Genomic DNA, 17785 nt, shown 5'->3' on the forward strand with positions numbered 1-17785 from the left:
TCAACCGCAGGCTTCGCCACCCATACGCAACTGCTCCTCCGTCGCAGTTGCGTATGGCGCACAGACGTTGCGCTGAAAGACCTGCCGCACAACCGGTGCGGTAAGTCGGGGACCTTACGTAGCGCGCGGGGGTGCGCGATGAGCGCGGGCGTGATCGGTGCGAACGTGGCCCGCCGCAACATGTCCACCGGCCAGCGGGCGATGTGCACCGCGCTGGTGCTGGAAGCCGACGGGCGCCGGGAGAACGGACGGTGGACTCGGAAGTCGAAGGGTGGGATAACCCAAGACCTTGGGTTATCTGAAGCGCAGGCCGAAGCATTGCGCCAGTGCGGTGTCATCCTCGACTACCAGCGCGACCTCGCCGCCCTGGTCGCTGACGGGTCGATGGCACTGGAGGCCGCTGGGCGGCGCATCGACACCAAGAGCGGTGGTCGGCAGTGGAAGCCCAACAGCGTGATCGGGGCTGAGAATACGGAATCCCGTATTCGCAACACCTGGCAGGACTACATGCGTCAGTGCGGCGCGATCCTCGACTTCCAGCGCGACCTTGCCCCGCTGGTCGCTGACGGGTCGATGGACCCATGAGCCACGGTGACCGCAACGCCAACGTCGACGCCGCCCGCGCCGCGCGGCTTCTCCTGGCGATCGTCAACGACGACACCGATGCGTACCAGAGGGTGATGGCCGAGGTGGGCACCTGCTACGAGTGCCTGGCATCGCTGATCTGGATCACCACCACCGCCGTAGCCCGGTTGATGGAACGCCTGGGAGACGCGGAGGAGGTGAGCGCCGAAATCGAGCCCGAACTGGCCCGACTACTCGATGAATTAGCCCAGGAGGACCAATGACCACCCCCGACCCCGATGACCTTGCTGCCATTGCCCACGATGTCGCCACGGCCCGGGCGCTCTACGCCGCGCTCAGCGCTGCCGACCAGGAGGCCGTGGCCGCGGTGCTGAACGAGCTGGCCGCCTCCGGCCGGGGCGCGGCGGTACTGCTGGCCTCGGTGCAGCTGGGGCTCGAAGCCTTCGCCTCCTGCGCCAGTGCCGGGCTGCTGCGCGATGAGGACGGCCCGCTGAGCCTGCAAGCCTTCCTCGATCTGGCGGTGCTGAACCAGAGCGCATCCGGCCCCGACGAGGCAGGCTAGACCCGGCCAACCCTCCCGAGGAGGTTGGCCGTGCCACAACCACCGGACGATGCGCCGTGGTGCCCGCCCATTGCCCCGCTGCCGGGCGATCTCACGCCACCCTGCACCATGGGGCCAACCGGGCTGTGCGCCTGCCCTACGGGCCGTTTAGCGGACCCGTGCCGGGCTGAGCGCCGCCGCATGGTGGCGGCCCGGATCCGTGCGCTCCAGTGGTCGCCGGCGAGGCCCCGGTGAGTCGCCAGCGCGTCCCCGCGTGGCTGGTGTGCCTGCGCACACCGGGCAACAAGCTCTACCCGGCCGGACGGGGCAACGGCCGCGTCTCGCACTTCGACGTGTGGACCGGGTGGGGCTCGGCCGCCGAGCTGGCCGAAGTGGACCGCGAGTTGCTGGACGACATTTATGGCTGCGGCCGCGGGTGCCACCGCCAGCATCTCCTGATCTGGTGGGACGGCGACACCGTGCGCACCGCCCGCAGCGCTCACGATCGGCGGCCCGCGCCACTGGCCGTGGAGTTACTGGCGCTGTATCCGCGGAAGGTGGGCGGGTACCCGCCGGAGGACTGGCCAGCGCCGACCGCGTTCAACGAACCATTGGAGGCCAGGCCGCCCCCGTCCTCGATGCCGGAGCGGGTGACCAATGGCCAGCGGGTGCAGACGCAGCGCGAGGAGGCAGCGCGGCAGCGCGTGGCGGCCCAGCACGCCGCGCCGAACGATGTTCTAGGCGCAGCTGTCACATGGCCGGAGACTTCTCACGAATGTGATGAGTAGGTCAGCACCGTTCTTCGCGACGCAACTGCAAGGACCCCATCAACCGGCACGGTCTCGCGAGCATTCCGGTCAATATCCATGTCCCCAAAGGATTCCGTGCCGTGGGCGATGTCACCTCTTCGATGCTCAAGCGCATGCTCGAACGGCGAGGCCAGATTCATGCCGCCGCTGAGGCGATGGTGCTCGATGCGCGCAGCCAGGGCCGGTCGTATTTATCCGAAGGCGAGGCGCAGCGCCTCCGCCACGCTCACGCCGACCTGGAGACCCTCGATGAGCGGATCGAGGAAACGCGCAGCGAACTCGCCCGGATCGGACAGCTACCGGCCCGGTTGGCCTGCGTGGGGACTGACCCCGAAAGGCCACCTCCGATGAGGAACGAGTCCACTGTTTACCGCGCGCATAACGGCCCGTCCTGGATCAGGGACCTGTGCCGGGTGCAGACCAACCGCGACGAGTCCGGCGAGAGTCGCCAGAGACTGGCCCGGCATGCCGAGGATGTGGCCAACTTCAGCGGGTACGAGCAGCGCGACCTCTCCCGCGTGGATGGATCCGGTGGTTACGCGGTGCCGCCCGCCTGGCTGATGAACCAGTACGTGGACCTGGCCCGGCCCGGCCGCGCCTTCGCCAACCTCTGCCAGCGCCAGCCGTTGCCGGGCGGCACCGACAGCATCAACATCCCCAAGCTGCTGACCGGTACGGCGGTGGGCATCCAGACCGCCGACAACACCACGGTCACCGAGGTCGACCTCAGCGACACCTTCATCACCGCTCCCGTGCGGACGATTGCGGGCCAGCAGTCGGTGGCCATCCAGCTGATCGACCAGTCGCCCATTGCCTTCGACGATGTCGTGTTCCGGGATCTGGTGGCCGCCCATGCCGCGGTGCTGGACGCCCAGTGCCTCTACGGCACCGGCAGCAGCGGCCAGGTGCTCGGCGTCAACCAAACGCCCGGCATCCAGACGATCCCGATCTCCGCGATGACCATCCAGGGCATCTACTCCGCGATCGCGAACAGCATCCAACTGATTTTGACCACCCGGTACCAGCCGCCGGAGGTGGTGGTGATGCATCCCCGGAGATGGGCGTGGCTGCTCTCGCTGCTGGATCAGAACAACCGGCCGTTGTTCATCCCGCAGGCCGGTGGGCCGTGGAACGCGGCGGGCATTTTGACCGATGTGGACAGCCAGCAGGTCGTCGGACAGGTTGCTGGGCTGCCGATCGTGACCGACCCCAACATCTCCACCACGCAGGGCAGCACCGGCGGCACCAGCGTCGGCACCGATGACGTCATCTACGTGATGCGGGCCTCTGACCTAGTGTTATGGGAAAGCGGGATCAGGGCCAGGGTATTGCCAGAGCCCAAGGCATCGACGCTGGGGGTCATCCTCCAGGTGTATAGCTACGTGGCTTTTGCCGCCTCCCGGTATCCGCAAAGTGTTTGCTGCATCACCGGCCTGTCGGCGCCGTCGTTCTGAGCGGGCAGACCATGCCAACGACACCGGGTGGGCACCGCGCGACGGTGCAGGGTGCGGACGCGGCCAGCGCCCCTGTTCTGGATCTCGTGCGACGGGCCAGACGCACTGGCCCAGGCTTCCGGCGCAGTGACGGTCGCCGGAACGAGAGGCGTGGGCGCGTGGCCGCGTGTGACAGTCGGTCACCCCACGCCTCTCACCCCCACAGGAACGTGGCGCCGTCCTCACCGGCGTCACCCGTCCCCCGCCCGGCTCCTTGGTTGGCCGTGCACGGGCGGGGGACACCCCTGAACGGCCGCTGGCTTCTCGCTCCAGCGGCTCGCCGGCCTCCCGCGTTTTCTCACCACACATGCCGATGCGCGGGAGGCCCGTGCGAGACCTGACAGGCGGCTCCGGCTCAGCAACCGCCTGGAGAAAGGCCCCCGGATGACCACCACCCCGGCGCACTACGTGTCCGGCAGCCTGAAGCGGAACACGGTCACCCAGGCGGTGGCCGTGCGGACCAGCGTCGCCGACCCGAGCGGCGCGCACGATTGGAGCATCGTCACGCCCGCCAGCGGCCTGCGCTACACGCGATGGGACGAGGTACAGGCGTGGCCGGACATGCCCCAGCCCCATCTGGCCTCCCTGGTTCGCCCACCCTGACCGCGTACCCGCTTGTGAACCTCTCCACATTTTGTGGAGAGGTCCGTACCCACCCACCGCCTCGCGCACCGTGCCCACACCCCGCTGGCCGGTGCTCCCGCCCCTCACCCAACACTCCCGCGCCCACCTGCCGGGCGCGGGAGTGTTGGTAGGCAACCTCCCTTACAGCAGCTGCACCAGGCGCGCCGCCAGGGCCACGACGGCCAGCACGAGAAGCCCCAGCACCGCCACCCGCACCGCGCACATCAGCAGCCGCCACCACAGCAGCCAGAACCCGAGGTAGCCGACGACCAGCCCGGTGGCGATCTGGTCCACCGGCCCTGGCTCCTGCAGGCGCCGCAGCTCGTCGATCAGCTCCTCGTGCTCCCGATCGTCCTGGGTGCTCATTCGGGCACCGGCCCGGTCTGCACCGTCTCGTGCCCGGTTTTCTCCTTCTCCAGCAATGTGGCATCGGTCAGCATGCCGGTGAGGATGCACAGGGCCACGGTGGCCACGATCAGAATCCAGGTGGCGGTGGTCAGCCGCGCCGTCGCCGCGTGCTCGTCGCTGCTGTGCTGGCACCCGTGCCCGCTCATTTCTGCTGCCCCACCGTCATGGCCGCTGCCCGAACGGCGGTATACGCCTGCCCGAACCTGGGCAACGGCTCGGTGGTCACCACCGCCTCGGCCCCATCCGGCGCTACCTGGGTGATGACCCACCCGTCGTCGGTATGCCGAACGCGCCAGGTGTGCCCGAGGTACACGCCATCCATCTCAATGCCGCCCCCCACCGGCTCCCCCTGGTGGTGCCACCTCACCCGCACCGGCTTGGGCGCGGCCTTCGTGGCCGGTGCGGCTTTCGTGGCCGGTGCGGCTTTCTTGGCCGGTGCTTTCACGGCTGCCTTCTTGGCTGCTGCCTTCCGTGCCGGGGTTTTCTCGTTCATGTTTGCTCTTCCGTGGTAGCGCGCGGCCCGTTGCCGCCCTCACACCCCCATTTTATAGGCGTTGACCTGCATGTTCTGTGAGATGAGAGGGGCTGACGATGGTCAGTTTTGAGTTTGCTGACGGCGCCGTGCGCGGGCGGGCAGCCGATTCGCCACTTCACCGGGTAGCCACTCAAAACGTGCGCTTCGCGGACAACAGACGTTGCCAGAGGTGGCGCTTTACCCCCCCGCCGGTGGAGAACAAAGCGGAATTTCCCGGTAATTACGCCGATGTGCGCGAATATGCGCAGATCAGCGCGCATCCCGGCGCCAGCGGCAGGAGGGCGGCATGGCCGCCTTGTGCCCTGGGGAATGCGCGACAATGGGCGCATGGACGACCAGCCCGGCCGGTTCTACGCGCTGCCCGCGCCGCAGCGCGACGAGGTGATCGTGGCGCTGCGCCGCCGGGGCTGGACGCACGCCCGGATCGGCGGGCAGGTGGGGATGTCGGAGTCCGGCGTGCGCCGGGCGCTGCAGCGGATCGCCGCCGGGGGACTGGGCCGGGGGCAGGCGGCGCGCTAGTGGTGGTGCATCAACTGATCCCGGCCACCGCCACCCGTGGGGAGGCGTGCGCGGCCCTGCACGCGGCGGGCCTGAGTTACCGCACCATCGGTGCCCTGCTGGACTGCAGCTACCAGGCCGTGTACCGAGAATTACACCCGGAGTATCTTGCCCGGGAGCGTGCCCGCGAACGCACCCGCAAGACCGAGAACAACACCAGCAAGACCGCCCGGTGCGTGCGCTGCGGCGCGCTGTGCTGGCGCAGCTACGGGCGCACCGCCGACCATGTGTGCGTGGAGTGCCGCCGTAAGGATCCGCACGCCAAGGCCGACTACGCCCGGATGTACCGGGCGCGCAAGCGGGGCGTGCACGTGGAGTTTGTGAGCAGCCGGCGAGTGTTCGAGCGGGACGGCTGGACCTGCCGCTACTGCCACCGCCCGGTGAACCCGGCCCTGCGCTCACCGCATCCCCGCGCCGCGACCCTGGACCACACCATCCCGCTGTGCGACGGCGGCCCGCACACCTACGCCAATACCCAGCTGACGCACCGCAATTGCAATGTGCAGAAGTGGCACCACTGGACCACCACGCAGCTCGCCCTGTTCTAGGCCGCCCTACAGGTCCCCGAGACCCAGCCGCTTGGCCTCGTCGGCAGCCCGGTGCGCGGCGGCGGCCCCGGCATACCGGTCGATCATCGAGCGGCTGGACCAGCCAGCCACCGCCATCAACCCGTCGTCGCTGCCGTGTGCCGCCTTCCACCGGGTGGCAAAGGTGTGACGCAGCAGGTGCACGTGAAACCCTTCGATACCCGCTGCCTGCGCCCGCGCCTTCAGCGCCCGGTCCAGCCCGGTGTACCCAAACGTCCTGCCTTGGCGCGCCCCCAGCCACAGCGCGGGGGAGGACGCCAGGCTGTGGCCCCGGCGCAGCCGCAGGTACCGGTCGATGGCCTGCACCGTCTGCGGCCCGATCGGCACCACCCGGCCCTTGCCACCCTTGCCGCGCCGGATCACCACCTTCTCCCGGTCCAGGTCCAGGTCGCCGCACTCCACCCCCAGCACCTCCGCCGCCCGTGCCCCGGTGTCGATCATCAGCCGCACCATGGCCTCGTCCCGCCGGTCCGCAAACTCCCGCCCGGCGCACGCCTTCACCAGCGCCCGCAGCTGGTCCTCGTCCAGCGCCTGCACCACCTTGCGGTCCAGCTTGGGGGAGTGCATGCCCTCCAGCGGGTTGGTGGCCAGCATGCCTTCTTCCTCCAGCCAGGCCGAGAAGCGGCGCACGCCCTTGAGCCGGGCGTGCGCGGTGGCCCCCTCCGCCCCGCCGTCCAAGAGGTCACCCACCCACGCCTGCACGGTGGGTTTGTCCAGCTGCGCGGGCGCCCCGGTGTCCTGGCACCAATGCAGGAAGGCGCGGACGCCGGTGGCATACAGCGAGATGGTGGCCGGTGCCCGGCGCTCCGCCTTCAGCGCCCGCCCCCACTCGGGCACCAGCTCGGCCAGGTCGGGCTGGTGCAGGGCGGGGGCCTGGTTCAGGGCGGAGGGGGCGTGCCTAGCAAATTTTGGGTTCACCTTGGTATGTTGCCATACCACCTGTGTACGTGGGGCCGGATTCGCCAAATCTACTGTTTTCCCTGGTAAACTGGCTAAGCCGCTAGACAGCTAGGCAAAATACCGCAACGGTACCGCGCGTGGCCCCGTGCCGACGAACACTGCCTGGTCAGACCAACGGTCGTCGGTCTACTGACCCATGACGTATTTCACCGTCGGCCCAGCGGTCCAGCCGCCGTCGACGGCGATTTCTGCACCGGTGACGTAGGTGGCGGCGCTGGACAGCAGGTAGCTGACCGCTCCGGCGATCTCGTCAGCCTCGCCGACCCGGCCCATCGGGGTGTTGGGGTAGTTGCCTTCGCCCGGGACGATCCCGATCTGCGCCGTCATCGGGGTGTAGGTCATGCCCGGGTGCACGGAGTTGACCCGAATGCGGTCGGGACCGAGTTCCACGGCGGCGATCTTGGTCAGGCCACGCACGCCCCACTTGGAGGCGCCGTAACCGGCGGTGAGGGCCAGGCCCATCAGTCCGGCGGCCGAGGAGATGTTGACGACCGAGCCTCCGCCGGCGGCGCGCATGGGGGCGATCACCGCCTGCAAGCCGTTGAAGACGCCGACCAGGTTGACCTCGAGCACGGTGCGGAAGTGGTCGAGTGGCTCGTGCTCGATGAACTGGCCGGTGGAGATGCCGGCGTTGTTCACCAGGCCGGTGAGGCTGCCGAACTCGTGGAGAGTGAGCTTGACCGCGGAATCCCACTGCGCCGCGTCGGTCACGTCGAGGTGGGCGAAACGTGCCGCGGCGCCGAGCTCGGTCGCCAGCTCCTGGCCTTCGTCATCGAGGACATCGGCGATGACGACCTTGCCGCCACCGGCGACGATGTGTCGCGCGAAGGATGCGCCGAGTCCACGGGCGCCGCCGGTGACGATGGCGACGACGTCTGCCAGGTTGGCCGAGTTTGCTTGCATGTCAGGACCTTCCACTGTGCATCGATAGGGCGGGCCCGAAGCCCGCCTGTTCTTGACGTGAGGCAACCACACGACGCCCGGCTGCTGTGCGTCAATTCCCACCTATTGGGCGGTCGATGTGGGAGTGCGTTGCGTGCACGGCCAGGGCACAGTTCGAGACTTTGGTCCGATGAACTCGTCAAGTCGAGCAGTCGCAGTTTTGCGGTAGATGGACACGGTGCGTTGCGTCGAGCGTCGCCACGGTATTTCGAGGCGGTCGAGCGCGCCAGTGAATAGGTTCAAGATGTCCTCTGATGCATTTGTGAAGTGATAGCGGACGCTTTTGACGCCCCGATCATTGGCGACCACGCGGCAGCCGTCACTGTGGATCAGACCGAGAATGAATTCTTCGGTGGCTTGGTCGACGAAATTCTGTTGCCATGGTTCAAGCGCTATGCGCCGGTTGTGTTTTCGCCCGGGTCCCTGTTGAGGGAAGAGACACGGCCAATGTATTGAGTACAACGAAACATCGACGCAACCCTGCTTCTGCACTATTCCCGCGTGTTGGCCAGGCATCACTGTGCCAATAGCGTCGCGGCAGCGGTCGATGATCGACGGATATCTTTTGTCGAGTGTGATTCGGAGCCGCCACACTTGCCTGGCGCGCGAGATATGACCATCGCCGAGATAGAGCCCGAGTAGATAGGCGTACGGTCCGGCGGGTAGTGCGGCGAGTTCGTGACGAATTCCGCATGACGAGGACCGATCGTGCTCCACCAGGCTTGTTGGTGGACGTAATCGCCAGCCGCGAACGGTTGATCGCGGGATGCCGGTCTTGCGCGCTATAGCGCAGTCATTTAAGCCACTCGCGACGAGCTTCCGGACAATGTCGTATTCATCGCTGCCCCGCATGACCCCTCCCCGCGTTGGTTGTACTGAATCTATGACAACCATCCGACAAGTTTGGAGACTCCAGTGCCAGGTACGATCATCGCGTTGCGGGCGTGATGAAATTGGCAAACATGCCGGCTTTAGGTGCCGGTGCTCGTGAGAGTTTGTGGGTTCGAGTCCCACCGCCCGCACTCTTTTCGCCTTGGGTCGGCAGTGGGTAGCCCGATAGCCCCTGGTCGACCCGGACGCTGTTCATTCGGCACACCCTCTGCGTTCTCGATGCGACAACAAGTTCTCGCACTGCACGCCACGTTCGGGTGCTATAGCGTCTGACGGCATCGGCAGCGTCGAAACGGCCGGCGATAGTCGCCGGGTTCATGCGATGCGACTTCGTGAGGAGGTCAGGATGCGGGCCTGTATACCGGTACTGTTTGCCACGGCGGTGATCGCGCTGGCGGGTCCTGCCGTCGCACATGCCGACGCTCACGATGACGATTTCGTGAACAACCTTGCCGGACAAGGCATTACCGGAGATCCGGCCAAGCTGGTCACCACCGCACATATGGTTTGCACCACGAGTAACGAGGAGAGCTCGACGGTGTCGTCCGGACTAGGCAAAATGCTGCCGATGGGCTACGTCATCACCACGTTGCACCTGAATATGGGGCAAGTCGGTGAGTTTGTGGACGCCGCGAAGGGCGCGTACTGTCCCGGGCCGGCAGCTCCGGCTCAGCCGGCGGCTGCCCCAGGAACAGCCGCTCCAGACTCAGCTGCGCCGCCGGCTCCCGCTGCACCGGCGCCGGCCATTCCCGCTATGGCGGGGTTTCCCGGGATGCCGGGGATACCAGGGATGGATCGGCTATCTACGGTACTGGGCAGCGGGTAAGGACACCGCCGTCGCTCGCTAGTGGGCGCCTTGCAACCGCACCATTCGCGTAGTCGAGCTCTCGTCCAACTCCACCACGTCAGTGCGGGAGCGTAGGAAATCGCTGAAAGACCGGAAGCCCAGCGATTTTTCGCTGAACGACGGATCCATTCGCTTCATCTGCGCCTTGACCGCGGAATTGTGCAGCCATTCGACATCGTCCTTCTCCAGCCCGATCTGCAGCGCGCGAGTCAGTAGGGCAGTGGCTGTTGTCTGCGGATCTGGTGGTTCTGGCTCGGCTTTGTCGTTGCGCCGCTGGCGTTTCGGAGGTTCCTCGGCGGTAGGTTCGATTGCCGGGACGCCGGGCAGCGCGTCGTAGCTGACGAATTCGTCGCAGGCCGCCGCGAGCGCTCGGCTCGACGCGCCGGCAACCCCGATGCCCACTACATAACGGCCGAGGCGCTTACACCGTTGGGCCAGCGGGATGTAGTCGGAATCGCCGGCGGCGATGACCACGTGGGTGAGGTCGGGCAGCCGGAACATGTCTTCGACGGCGTCCACCGCGAGCCGGATGTCAGCGCCGTTCTTTCCGTAGGCTGCGGCTGGGAAGAGCTGCACCAGGTCGACGGCGCGGCCGACGAGTTGCTGACGGTATCCGGCGTTGACATCGGCGGACCAGTCGGCATATGCGCGGGTGAGCACCAGGGTTCCGAAAGATGAGGCGAAGTCCAGCACCGCACCGACGTCGACCGTGGCCTTGGCCAAGCGGTCGGCGTCGAGACCCTTGGCCTTGTCCTTCTGAAATGAGTTGCGGCCGTTGACCTGGTCGTAGCGCGAGATGACGATGTTGTCGAAGTCGAGGTAGACCGCGACGCGGGTGCCGGCGGTGTCCGTCATGGTCTCAGTCTGGTCCATGAACGCGCAATATGGCGCGGAACTGTCTCGGGCGCTTGACCGGCGGGTGGCTTGTATGGGGCCGCGCGTCCCGGAACGGGCACGACGTTTTGCCCGCCTCTGTGCGACAACGGTTGTGCGACAGAGTTTTGTCGCACAGAGGCGGGCAAACGCGCGCACCCTTGCGAACGCCGGGCACCGCCAGTCCGCGGTCGTGACCGAGGCGCCCCAAGGCCGCCGCGCGGCCCGCCACGGGTGCACTGATCACTGCCATCGGGCGACACGCCATGATGGAGTCATGGATGGGACCAAGATGAACGGGCTGGCTCGCGCCTTTGTGGTGATATTCGGTGTGATCGCGGCGCTGCTGATGTGCGGACCGACCGCTGGCCTGGCGTACGCGGCGTCTTCGGCACCGGCCGGAGATGCCATCTCCATAGGTGACCCGAACGCGGTCGGGCAGATCGATCTCTACGTGGACCCGATGTGCCCGTTCAGCGGGAAGCTGATTCGGGCCCAGGGCGACGACATTGGTAAGCGGATTGAGGCCGGCACGCTTCACGTCAACCTGCGATTCGTGAACTTCCTCGAAAAGCTTTCGGCCAGTGGCACATACGACGCCCGGGCCATCTACGCGGCCTACGTCGTCGCCGGCCAGTCGCAATCGAGCGACATCACCTGGCGCTTCGTCCAGCAGATCTTCTCGGCCGATAACCAGCCGAAAGAGAAGGGGCCCAACGATCTTGACAACAATCAGCTGGCCGACCTAGCGGACCGCGTCGGCGCACCGCAGAGCGCCCGGGACCTCATCAGGATCGGCCTGCCGATCGGTTACGACGCCCACACGATCGCAGCCAATAACCTCAACGTCCTGCATCAGTTTCCCGATCCAGGCGTTCCGATGGTCGTGATCAATGATCAGCCGGTCGACACGGACACAGACTGGCTCGCCAAACTGCCGGGCTGAGCGGGGTCATTCACTCCGCGCTGCAACAACTCCCGCAATTGGGTGATTTCGCCGCGTAACTCCTCAATCTGTGCCGCGGTCGCGGTGGCATTCGCTTGGTCCTCGATCGCCACGGCCTGCACGATCCAGGAGGCGATGGTCGCGGTGATCGAACCGACCAGGCTGATCCCGCCGATCATCATCATGATGGCGATCAATCGGCCGGTGGACGTGACCGGATAGGTATCGCCGTAGCCGACGGTGGTGATCGTGGTAATCGCCCACCAGATCGCATCGCCGAATGTGTTGATGTGGGAACCGACCACACCACGCTCGGTCTGCAGCTCTGCTAACGCCCCGGCGTACACCAGCAGTACCGCTCCGGAGACGGTGTAGATGACGACTTTGCCGCGCATCGCGTTGCCGACGGCTTTCTGCAACGCGCCGACAAGCACCACCAGCCGGATCAACCGCAAGGGTCGAAGTAGTGGCAGCAGGACAACGGCGAGGTCGACCAGATGCCGGAAGAACCATCGTCGGCGGTTCGGGGCCAGATACAACCTGGCGACGTAGTCGACCGCGAACACCGCCCAGGTCGCAAACGTCACCAGGTCGAGTGCCCGTGCGGCGCGCCCTTGCGGTTGAACCAGCACTTCGATGGAGTAGGCGCCTAGGAACACCAGTGCCACCGCGGCCATGATCCACTCGGCCCAGCGATCCCATTTGTCCAGCCGCTCTTGCGTCGTCACGACACAGAGTGTGCGGTATCGGCCGGTGGGTGTGGACAGGCGGTTCGACCGATATTCGGGTGTTCGACCCTAGACGTTAAACGACGCCCCTACGCCGCCATCCGAGCCGAGGTTGCCGCCGCAATCTGATTCAGGTGGCTGGTCGCCACCTGCACCGAGCTCTGCCGGGGGAGCGCCTCGACGTACTCGTAGGTGACGTGCGGGAGGGTCGGTGGGTTGGTGCCGTAGAAGGCCACCGCAAGGTCGATCGCCTCGACGAGTGCGGGACCGCCCACCAGTGGATCGGTGACCAGCTCCAGCACCTGCTCGGCCAAGCTGCCCTGGCCGGTGAGGCCGGCGATCAGCGCGATGATCGCGTTGATGCTGATGCCCAGTTGGACTGCGGCCTTGTAGACGGCGGTGATGTCGGCGCCGGCCTGGTCGTTGGGGGTTGTGGTGTACAGGTCGCCGGGGTTGGCGAAGTCCCACCAGGTATCGATTCCGTTGGCGTCCTTGGGGATCTGTGCCGCGGTCAGGTTGGTATCCGCGATGCCGCGACCGCCCGGGTCGGTACCACCGGGGAAGGTGTGGCCGGTCAGCCGCCACGGATTGCCGAAAGTGTAGCCGCCGATCAGGTTTGGCCGGACCGACTGCAGTGAGCCGGTCATGATCTCGGCCAGCACCCGAGATGCCGCCTCGGCGCCCTGGCTGTAGCCGCCGATTGCAAAGGTCTGCCGCGGGTTGGCATTGATCCACGCAGTCGCGTTGGTGACTGCGGTCTGAACCGATTCGGCGTAGCTCGGCGACAGTGGTGCGCCCGGCGGGATCGGGCCGAAGGTCCATGGCGCCTGGATGGGTACCTCGTACACAAGATCGGGATCTGCTCCGTTGACGACATCGGACGGGTAGCCGGTGCCGGGCGCGGCCCAGGTGCCGGCGAAGGTCAGCACCGCATGACGTACCAGGGACACCCCGGAGATGTTGGCAGCGATATCACCGAAAGTGGTCATCGCTCAGCTCATTTCGCGCTCGTGGGTAGGTTGTTGGCCTTACGCCACTGGATGGCGAACTCCATCAGTTCGATCAGGACATCGCCGCTGTCGCGGGTGATGCCGTCGCTGAACTTGTGCACCCAGGCGAGCTGCTCGGCGGTGGTCACCTGCTGTTCGAAGGCGTCGTAGGTGCCTTGGTAAGTCTGCCCGTTGTGGGTGGAGTTCCACGCTCCACGGTTGGGGTCGTTGACGATGTCGCCGATGTTGCGGGGGTGGCGAGCCAGCACCAGACGCCACGGTTCGGGCACACCGTTTGCGGTCACACCGGAAATGTCGGTTTGCAGTGACGATGCGTCGGTCATTGTGATACCTCCTGGTAGTGGGGTGAGGATGCTTGTGGACGCGACTTGTGGGCCTGGAGTCGGCCGTCTGGCTGAAATGCCCTGTAGTCCAAATGATTCAGCGGTTGCAGGGGCTCGCGAATGGCTGGTGGTGTACCCGGGGGCGCCATGCGAGTCACTGCGTTGATCACCATTGACCGCCTTGCCTAAGTTGTCCAATTCCAGGGTAGGCCGTATTCGGTGGGCGGTCTTCGCCTTGACGAAATGGGCGTTTGGGAAGTTGGTGCGCCCGTCCTCCTGGCGTCCACTGAGTGGCAGAACCACGGGGGCGGTCTCACAGCGGAATCTCAGCGATCGCCGTGTCCGCCGATCGGGGGACACAGCATTCATCCGGTGCATGGGCCGGTCGGCGGATACAGGTTGGCAGCTGCTCGCGGCATTGTTGTTTCAACGCCGGAACACACCGGATGGGAATCCGAAAATCCTTAGACGACAAAGGAGTTCACATGATCATCTCGCGCCGCATCGCCGCCGGACTTACCCTCGCCGTTGCCCCGGCCGTGATCTTCCTCGGCTGTGCGCCAGCCTACGCGGATGCTCCGCAGGTCCACCCCGGCCCGTCGGTCAGCCACCCGGCCTTCCCGCACCAGCACAACTTCCCGCAGCCCGGCTCCTCCTCGCATCACCACCACGAGCACAACCACGCCGAATAAGCTTTCCGGCCCCGCCGAGGCCGCCCTGTCGTATGACGGGGCGGCCTTGTGCACTTATGGCGCCAGGGTCACCGTGCTTTGGAACCGACAAGTGCCCGTGCCGGAGCCGATTGCGGGCCGAATGTCAGCCTGCCGTGCCAGGGTGGAGGGATGACTACCAAACGGGCTCAACCGCATCGTGCGGATCTGGTTTTGTCCGGCGGCGGGGTCAAGGGGATTGGGCTGGTTGGTGCGGTCGGCGCGCTTGCTGACGCCGGGTATTCAGTTCAGCGGGTGTCAGGGACCTCGGCGGGCTCGCTGGTCGGTGCGGTGGTGGCCGCGACGGGGCGGCAGGGGGACCTGAACAGCGAGCAGGTGCGGGAGATTGCACTGAGTGTGCCGTATTCGAAGTTCCGGGACAGTGGGCCGATCGAGAGCATTCCGGTGCTTGGCGCAGCGTGGGGGCTACTGCGGGAAACCGGGCTCTACCGAGGCGATTTCGCGTACGACTGGATCCGCGGCGAGCTGAAGAACCTCGGCGTCAACACCTTTGGTGATCTCGCCATCGATGACGACCACCTTCCACCCGAGCGGCGATACAGCCTGGTGGTCACCGTCACCGACCTGACCACCGGGCAGCTGGTGCGGCTGCCGTGGGACTACGAGCGGGTCTACGGGCTGGACCCCGACGAGCAGTTGGTGGCCGACGCGGTGCGGGCATCGATGGCGATTCCGTTCCTGTTCCAACCGGTCACACTGAATGATGCTGCAGGGCAGGCATCTACGCTGGTTGACGGCGGGGTCCTGTCGAACTTCCCGATCGACTCATTGGACCGGCCAGACGGTCGCGCACCGCGCTGGCCGACGTTCGGAGTGACGGTGGTGCCGTACCTGCCGGCGCCGTCGGTCGAGGATTTGATCCCGGCGTTCAGGCTCTTGCATGGGCGTGCGCCGAGTTTGTTGGAGAGTCTGCTCACCACCATGCTGGTCGGGCATGACCAGACTTACCTCAACCAGCCGTGGGTGAAAGTGCGTGCGATACAGGTGGATTCGACCGATGTGGGGGTGCTCGACTTCGACATAACGCGTGCGCAGGCCGAGGTGCTCTATGACAAGGGGTATGCGGCCACGACGGAGTTCCTGGGGGCGTGGGACTGGGCGGCGTATTTAGAGAGGTTTCGGGCGGGGTAGGGGTGGGGTGATGCGGTCCCGTTGGTCGAAGACGCGGGCATCAGTGGTGGCCCTGATCGGCAAAGCACGTTCACATCTGAGCATGGTCAGCCGCTTACACCGTCTAGCCTGAGACCGTGCAGTCCATCCCGACCCTCAAGTTCAGCTATGGCAATCTGCTGCTCGCTCGTCTTCGTGAGGTTGGATCGGCCACTGTCGAGGAACTCCTCGGCGACGATCCAGAGCAATACTTCAAATCCGACGGCCCGCACGTGAACCCGGACAGGCGAGCGAGTGATTGTCTTCGGTTCGCGCGGATGCTTGATCTGGTGATGGAGGACGACGGCAGGTGGAAGCTTACTGAATCGGGTAGCGCCTACGCCGACAACGTTGACCCGAGCAACCCATGGATAGTTAATGAGATTCAGGCCGGCGTCCTTCGTGGCCGATTGTCGGCTACCGCTGAGTTGGCTGCGGACGTCCGAATCGCTCTTGAGGTCGTTCGTGACCTGCCGGGCGGCTTCTCTAGTGACGATCTAGGGCGCGCACTAGCGGAGCGCGCGAAATCCGATCAGTGGCAAGCGAATCGGACTTTCGAATCGCAGGGTGCTCGCTACCGAGAAGTCCTCATAGAGAGTGGGCTAATGGACAGAAGGGGCGAACTAACCGAGCAGGGAGCAACCTTCCTCGGACGACAGGCTTCGGTCTGGTGGGTGAATCAAGGCGGGAGTTACACGAAGGAGCGTGATGGCGGGTTCCTTTGGGCTCCGATGCTGAACAAGGCGGGTCGTCCTCAATACCACTGGGACACCATGGATGAGGTGCGCGAAGGTGACGTTGTTGTGCATTACAGCAACGGCTCGTTGCGAGCAGCAAGCCATGTAAGCGCAGCCGCAAGGCCGGCGCCGAATCCGCTCGACAACCAATCGTGGGATGAGGCGGGCCGGCTGGTCGAGACGCAGTATCAGGAGCTGAATGAGCCGGTCGCACTTGGCTCAATCGACGAGAGTGCCCGAATCAGACAGGGTTCGCCTTTCACAAGCACTGGATCTGTCCAGCAGGTCTATCTGGTCCGTCTTCAGGAAGAGTTCGTTTATGAACTCGGCAGGCGGTCGCCCGAGCTCGCGGCGCACCTGCCTTCGGTCTCACCGCCCCCACCGCCCCCACCGCCGGAGGTGCCGATGCCCGACGAACTGTTTCGTGACTTTGCCGACGCGGTGGACGCGTCCGGACTCCGCTTCCCAGCAGGCTCGAGCCTGGTTCGTTCGTTCTTGAGCAGTCTGCTTGCCAAACCCTTCGCGATTCTGACCGGACTCGCCGGTTCGGGCAAGACTCAACTGGCGATGAGGCTCGGTGAATGGTTCGGTACCGATGAACACGGGCGTCATCGCCACGTCGTCGTACCGGTGCGGCCTGACTGGACCGGCCCGGAATCCATCTTTGGGTATGAGGATGCGCTGCGTACGTCCGCGACTGGGGCGCCGGTGTGGTTTGTTCCAGAAGCGTTCGAGTTTGTTCTTCGCGCGGCGGACGATCCCGAGCATCCATACTTGTTGATCCTGGACGAAATGAATTTGGCCCACGTCGAGCGGTATTTCTCAGACTTTCTCTCCGGGGTCGAATCGCGACGTCCGGTCTTACCCGATCTGGTCTTCAATCCACCATCCCGTCAGTGGGTTCTGCGCGACGCAGAGGCGCAGAGAATCCCGTTGCCACGGAACCTTTTCGTTGTGGGCACAGTCAACGTGGACGAGACGACTTACATGTTCTCGCCGAAGGTTCTCGACAGGGCATTCACCTTTGAGTTTCGAGTGACCTCCGATGAGCTCGATGCCGAGCTCCGACGGCCCACTGCTGCGCCAGCGGGCGATGATCAGCGGGTGCGCGCATTCGCGTCGCTGTCGGAAAGGGACGATTGGCAGCGAGAGCATCCTCATCCAGCTCGCGACGAGATTGTGGCAGAGCTTAAAAAGGCGCACACGATCTTGGCTGCCGCAAATCAAGAGTTTGGGCACCGAACGCTCTACGAGATCCTGCGGTTCTGCGCGTTTTTCGCAGCAACGGGAGACTCCGATGCTCATACTGCGCTCGATCTGGCGATGATGCAGAAGGTTCTGCCCAAGGTGCACGGGTCACGACGGCGCGTCGAGCCGGTTCTCGCTGCGCTCGGCGAGCTGGCCCTAGGGGTAGCGCCGACGCCACGGCTGCCCATCACCCACCACAAGATCGCACGCATGATCGAGTCCGTCCGCGCGAATCAGTTCGTCAGTTTCGCTGAGTAGCC

22 protein-coding genes and 1 tRNA gene are annotated in these 17785 nt (G+C 65.6%); 14 read left to right on the forward strand and 9 right to left on the reverse strand.

Annotated elements, in window-relative coordinates; genetic code table 11:
* The first annotated feature begins 138 nt into the window (after window positions 1–138).
* The 6 genes from M2432_RS13865 to M2432_RS13890 all read left to right on the forward strand — a co-directional run bounded on the left by M2432_RS13865 (window position 139) and on the right by M2432_RS13890 (window position 4031).
* Window positions 139–585 carry a hypothetical protein gene (locus M2432_RS13865; RefSeq protein ID WP_280827390.1) on the forward strand — a complete coding sequence of 149 codons (447 nt, stop codon included), beginning with the start codon at window positions 139–141 and terminating at the stop codon, window positions 583–585.
* A complete protein-coding gene (locus M2432_RS13870) occupies window positions 582–848 on the forward strand; it encodes a hypothetical protein (protein ID WP_280827391.1) in 267 nt (88 codons plus the stop codon). Before M2432_RS13865 ends, M2432_RS13870 begins: the two co-directional genes overlap by 4 nt.
* Window positions 845–1147: a hypothetical protein gene (locus M2432_RS13875; protein WP_280827392.1), complete on the forward strand. Its 303-nt coding sequence runs from the start codon at window positions 845–847 to the stop codon at window positions 1145–1147. The genes M2432_RS13870 and M2432_RS13875 overlap by 4 nt, the downstream gene beginning before the upstream one ends.
* A 230-nt stretch (window positions 1148–1377) precedes the next feature.
* Window positions 1378–1914 (forward strand): hypothetical protein, encoded by a 537-nt coding sequence (locus M2432_RS13880; protein WP_280827393.1) that lies wholly within the window; start codon window positions 1378–1380, stop codon window positions 1912–1914.
* A gap of 101 nt (window positions 1915–2015) precedes the next feature.
* Entirely contained in the window at window positions 2016–3389 is a 1374-nt protein-coding gene (locus M2432_RS13885; protein ID WP_280827394.1) for a phage major capsid protein, read from the forward strand.
* A gap of 423 nt (window positions 3390–3812) precedes the next feature.
* Window positions 3813–4031, forward strand: a complete 219-nt coding sequence (locus tag M2432_RS13890) for a hypothetical protein (RefSeq protein WP_280827395.1) — start codon at window positions 3813–3815, stop codon at window positions 4029–4031.
* Between the two features lie 162 nt (window positions 4032–4193).
* On the opposite strand, the gene M2432_RS13895 is transcribed toward M2432_RS13890, so the two are convergent.
* From M2432_RS13895 to M2432_RS13905, 3 genes are read right to left on the reverse strand one after another with little or no spacing between them, the layout of a single operon-like run.
* Entirely contained in the window at window positions 4194–4418 is a 225-nt protein-coding gene (locus M2432_RS13895; RefSeq protein WP_280827396.1) for a hypothetical protein, read from the reverse strand.
* Complete coding sequence (locus M2432_RS13900) at window positions 4415–4606, reverse strand: hypothetical protein (RefSeq protein WP_280827397.1); 192 nt, start codon at window positions 4604–4606, stop codon at window positions 4415–4417. Before M2432_RS13900 ends, M2432_RS13895 begins: the two co-directional genes overlap by 4 nt.
* Window positions 4603–4953 (reverse strand): hypothetical protein, encoded by a 351-nt coding sequence (locus tag M2432_RS13905; RefSeq protein ID WP_280827398.1) that lies wholly within the window; start codon window positions 4951–4953, stop codon window positions 4603–4605. Before M2432_RS13905 ends, M2432_RS13900 begins: the two co-directional genes overlap by 4 nt.
* Before the next feature lie 369 nt (window positions 4954–5322).
* Here M2432_RS13905 and M2432_RS13910 point away from each other — a divergent pair, with 369 nt between their 5' ends.
* A complete protein-coding gene (locus M2432_RS13910; protein ID WP_280827399.1) occupies window positions 5323–5514 on the forward strand; it encodes a hypothetical protein in 192 nt (63 codons plus the stop codon).
* Entirely contained in the window at window positions 5514–6101 is a 588-nt protein-coding gene (locus M2432_RS13915; protein WP_280827400.1) for an HNH endonuclease, read from the forward strand. The genes M2432_RS13910 and M2432_RS13915 overlap by 1 nt, the downstream gene beginning before the upstream one ends.
* 6 nt (window positions 6102–6107) lie before the next feature.
* On the opposite strand, the gene M2432_RS13920 is transcribed toward M2432_RS13915, so the two are convergent.
* Window positions 6108–7058 (reverse strand): tyrosine-type recombinase/integrase, encoded by a 951-nt coding sequence (locus tag M2432_RS13920; RefSeq protein ID WP_280827401.1) that lies wholly within the window; start codon window positions 7056–7058, stop codon window positions 6108–6110.
* A gap of 168 nt (window positions 7059–7226) precedes the next feature.
* On the reverse strand, window positions 7227–8003 hold the full coding sequence (locus M2432_RS13925) for an SDR family oxidoreductase (protein ID WP_280827402.1): 777 nt from the start codon (window positions 8001–8003) through the stop codon (window positions 7227–7229).
* Window positions 8004–8980: 977 nt separating this feature from the next.
* Between M2432_RS13925 and M2432_RS13935 the strand changes: the two genes are divergently transcribed.
* Together M2432_RS13935 and M2432_RS13940 are read left to right on the forward strand one after the other, a co-directional pair.
* A tRNA-Leu gene (locus M2432_RS13935) sits at window positions 8981–9064 on the forward strand.
* A 191-nt stretch (window positions 9065–9255) separates the two neighbouring features.
* The gene (locus M2432_RS13940; RefSeq protein WP_280827403.1) at window positions 9256–9759 is read left to right on the forward strand and encodes a DUF732 domain-containing protein; all 504 of its coding nucleotides are present in this window, start codon (window positions 9256–9258) and stop codon (window positions 9757–9759) included.
* Between the two features lie 18 nt (window positions 9760–9777).
* Here the strand turns inward: M2432_RS13940 and M2432_RS13945 are convergent, their stop codons facing one another.
* Window positions 9778–10635: an NYN domain-containing protein gene (locus tag M2432_RS13945; protein ID WP_280827404.1), complete on the reverse strand. Its 858-nt coding sequence runs from the start codon at window positions 10633–10635 to the stop codon at window positions 9778–9780.
* A gap of 295 nt (window positions 10636–10930) precedes the next feature.
* Between M2432_RS13945 and M2432_RS13950 the strand changes: the two genes are divergently transcribed.
* The gene (locus M2432_RS13950; RefSeq protein WP_280827405.1) at window positions 10931–11599 is read left to right on the forward strand and encodes a serine/threonine protein kinase; all 669 of its coding nucleotides are present in this window, start codon (window positions 10931–10933) and stop codon (window positions 11597–11599) included.
* Here the strand turns inward: M2432_RS13950 and M2432_RS13955 are convergent.
* From M2432_RS13955 to M2432_RS13965, 3 genes are all read right to left on the reverse strand, one after another.
* Window positions 11551–12327 (reverse strand): ion channel, encoded by a 777-nt coding sequence (locus tag M2432_RS13955; protein WP_348536309.1) that lies wholly within the window; start codon window positions 12325–12327, stop codon window positions 11551–11553. The genes M2432_RS13950 and M2432_RS13955 overlap by 49 nt on opposite strands.
* Before the next feature lie 89 nt (window positions 12328–12416).
* Complete coding sequence (locus M2432_RS13960; protein ID WP_280827406.1) at window positions 12417–13316, reverse strand: hypothetical protein; 900 nt, start codon at window positions 13314–13316, stop codon at window positions 12417–12419.
* Window positions 13317–13324: 8 nt separating this feature from the next.
* Window positions 13325–13660: a hypothetical protein gene (locus M2432_RS13965; RefSeq protein ID WP_280827407.1), complete on the reverse strand. Its 336-nt coding sequence runs from the start codon at window positions 13658–13660 to the stop codon at window positions 13325–13327.
* Between the two features lie 485 nt (window positions 13661–14145).
* Here M2432_RS13965 and M2432_RS13970 point away from each other — a divergent pair, with 485 nt between their 5' ends.
* From M2432_RS13970 to M2432_RS13980, 3 genes are all read left to right on the forward strand, one after another.
* On the forward strand, window positions 14146–14352 hold the full coding sequence (locus M2432_RS13970) for a hypothetical protein (RefSeq protein ID WP_280827408.1): 207 nt from the start codon (window positions 14146–14148) through the stop codon (window positions 14350–14352).
* Between the two features lie 150 nt (window positions 14353–14502).
* A complete protein-coding gene (locus tag M2432_RS13975; RefSeq protein WP_280827409.1) occupies window positions 14503–15522 on the forward strand; it encodes a patatin-like phospholipase family protein in 1020 nt (339 codons plus the stop codon).
* Between the two features lie 116 nt (window positions 15523–15638).
* A complete protein-coding gene (locus tag M2432_RS13980; protein ID WP_280827410.1) occupies window positions 15639–17783 on the forward strand; it encodes a hypothetical protein in 2145 nt (714 codons plus the stop codon).
* The last annotated feature ends 2 nt before the right edge of the window (window positions 17784–17785 follow it).

The sequence above is a fragment of the Mycobacterium sp. OTB74 genome, from assembly GCF_029892685.1.
Lineage (GTDB): Bacteria > Actinomycetota > Actinomycetes > Mycobacteriales > Mycobacteriaceae > Mycobacterium.

Coding starts and splice junctions, on each gene's coding strand:
- M2432_RS13940 (WP_280827403.1), top strand. CDS start 9,256: ATGCGACTTCGTGAGGAGGTCAGGATGCGGGCCTGTATACCGGTACTG.
- M2432_RS13960 (WP_280827406.1), bottom strand. CDS start 13,316: ATGACCACTTTCGGTGATATCGCTGCCAACATCTCCGGGGTGTCCCTG.
- M2432_RS13970 (WP_280827408.1), top strand. CDS start 14,146: ATGATCATCTCGCGCCGCATCGCCGCCGGACTTACCCTCGCCGTTGCC.
- M2432_RS13905 (WP_280827398.1), bottom strand. CDS start 4,953: ATGAACGAGAAAACCCCGGCACGGAAGGCAGCAGCCAAGAAGGCAGCC.
- M2432_RS13895 (WP_280827396.1), bottom strand. CDS start 4,418: ATGAGCACCCAGGACGATCGGGAGCACGAGGAGCTGATCGACGAGCTG.
- M2432_RS13945 (WP_280827404.1), bottom strand. CDS start 10,635: ATGACGGACACCGCCGGCACCCGCGTCGCGGTCTACCTCGACTTCGAC.
- M2432_RS13910 (WP_280827399.1), top strand. CDS start 5,323: ATGGACGACCAGCCCGGCCGGTTCTACGCGCTGCCCGCGCCGCAGCGC.
- M2432_RS13975 (WP_280827409.1), top strand. CDS start 14,503: ATGACTACCAAACGGGCTCAACCGCATCGTGCGGATCTGGTTTTGTCC.
- M2432_RS13925 (WP_280827402.1), bottom strand. CDS start 8,003: ATGCAAGCAAACTCGGCCAACCTGGCAGACGTCGTCGCCATCGTCACC.
- M2432_RS13900 (WP_280827397.1), bottom strand. CDS start 4,606: ATGAGCGGGCACGGGTGCCAGCACAGCAGCGACGAGCACGCGGCGACG.
- M2432_RS13890 (WP_280827395.1), top strand. CDS start 3,813: ATGACCACCACCCCGGCGCACTACGTGTCCGGCAGCCTGAAGCGGAAC.
- M2432_RS13865 (WP_280827390.1), top strand. CDS start 139: ATGAGCGCGGGCGTGATCGGTGCGAACGTGGCCCGCCGCAACATGTCC.
- M2432_RS13950 (WP_280827405.1), top strand. CDS start 10,931: ATGGATGGGACCAAGATGAACGGGCTGGCTCGCGCCTTTGTGGTGATA.
- M2432_RS13965 (WP_280827407.1), bottom strand. CDS start 13,660: ATGACCGACGCATCGTCACTGCAAACCGACATTTCCGGTGTGACCGCA.
- M2432_RS13875 (WP_280827392.1), top strand. CDS start 845: ATGACCACCCCCGACCCCGATGACCTTGCTGCCATTGCCCACGATGTC.
- M2432_RS13870 (WP_280827391.1), top strand. CDS start 582: ATGAGCCACGGTGACCGCAACGCCAACGTCGACGCCGCCCGCGCCGCG.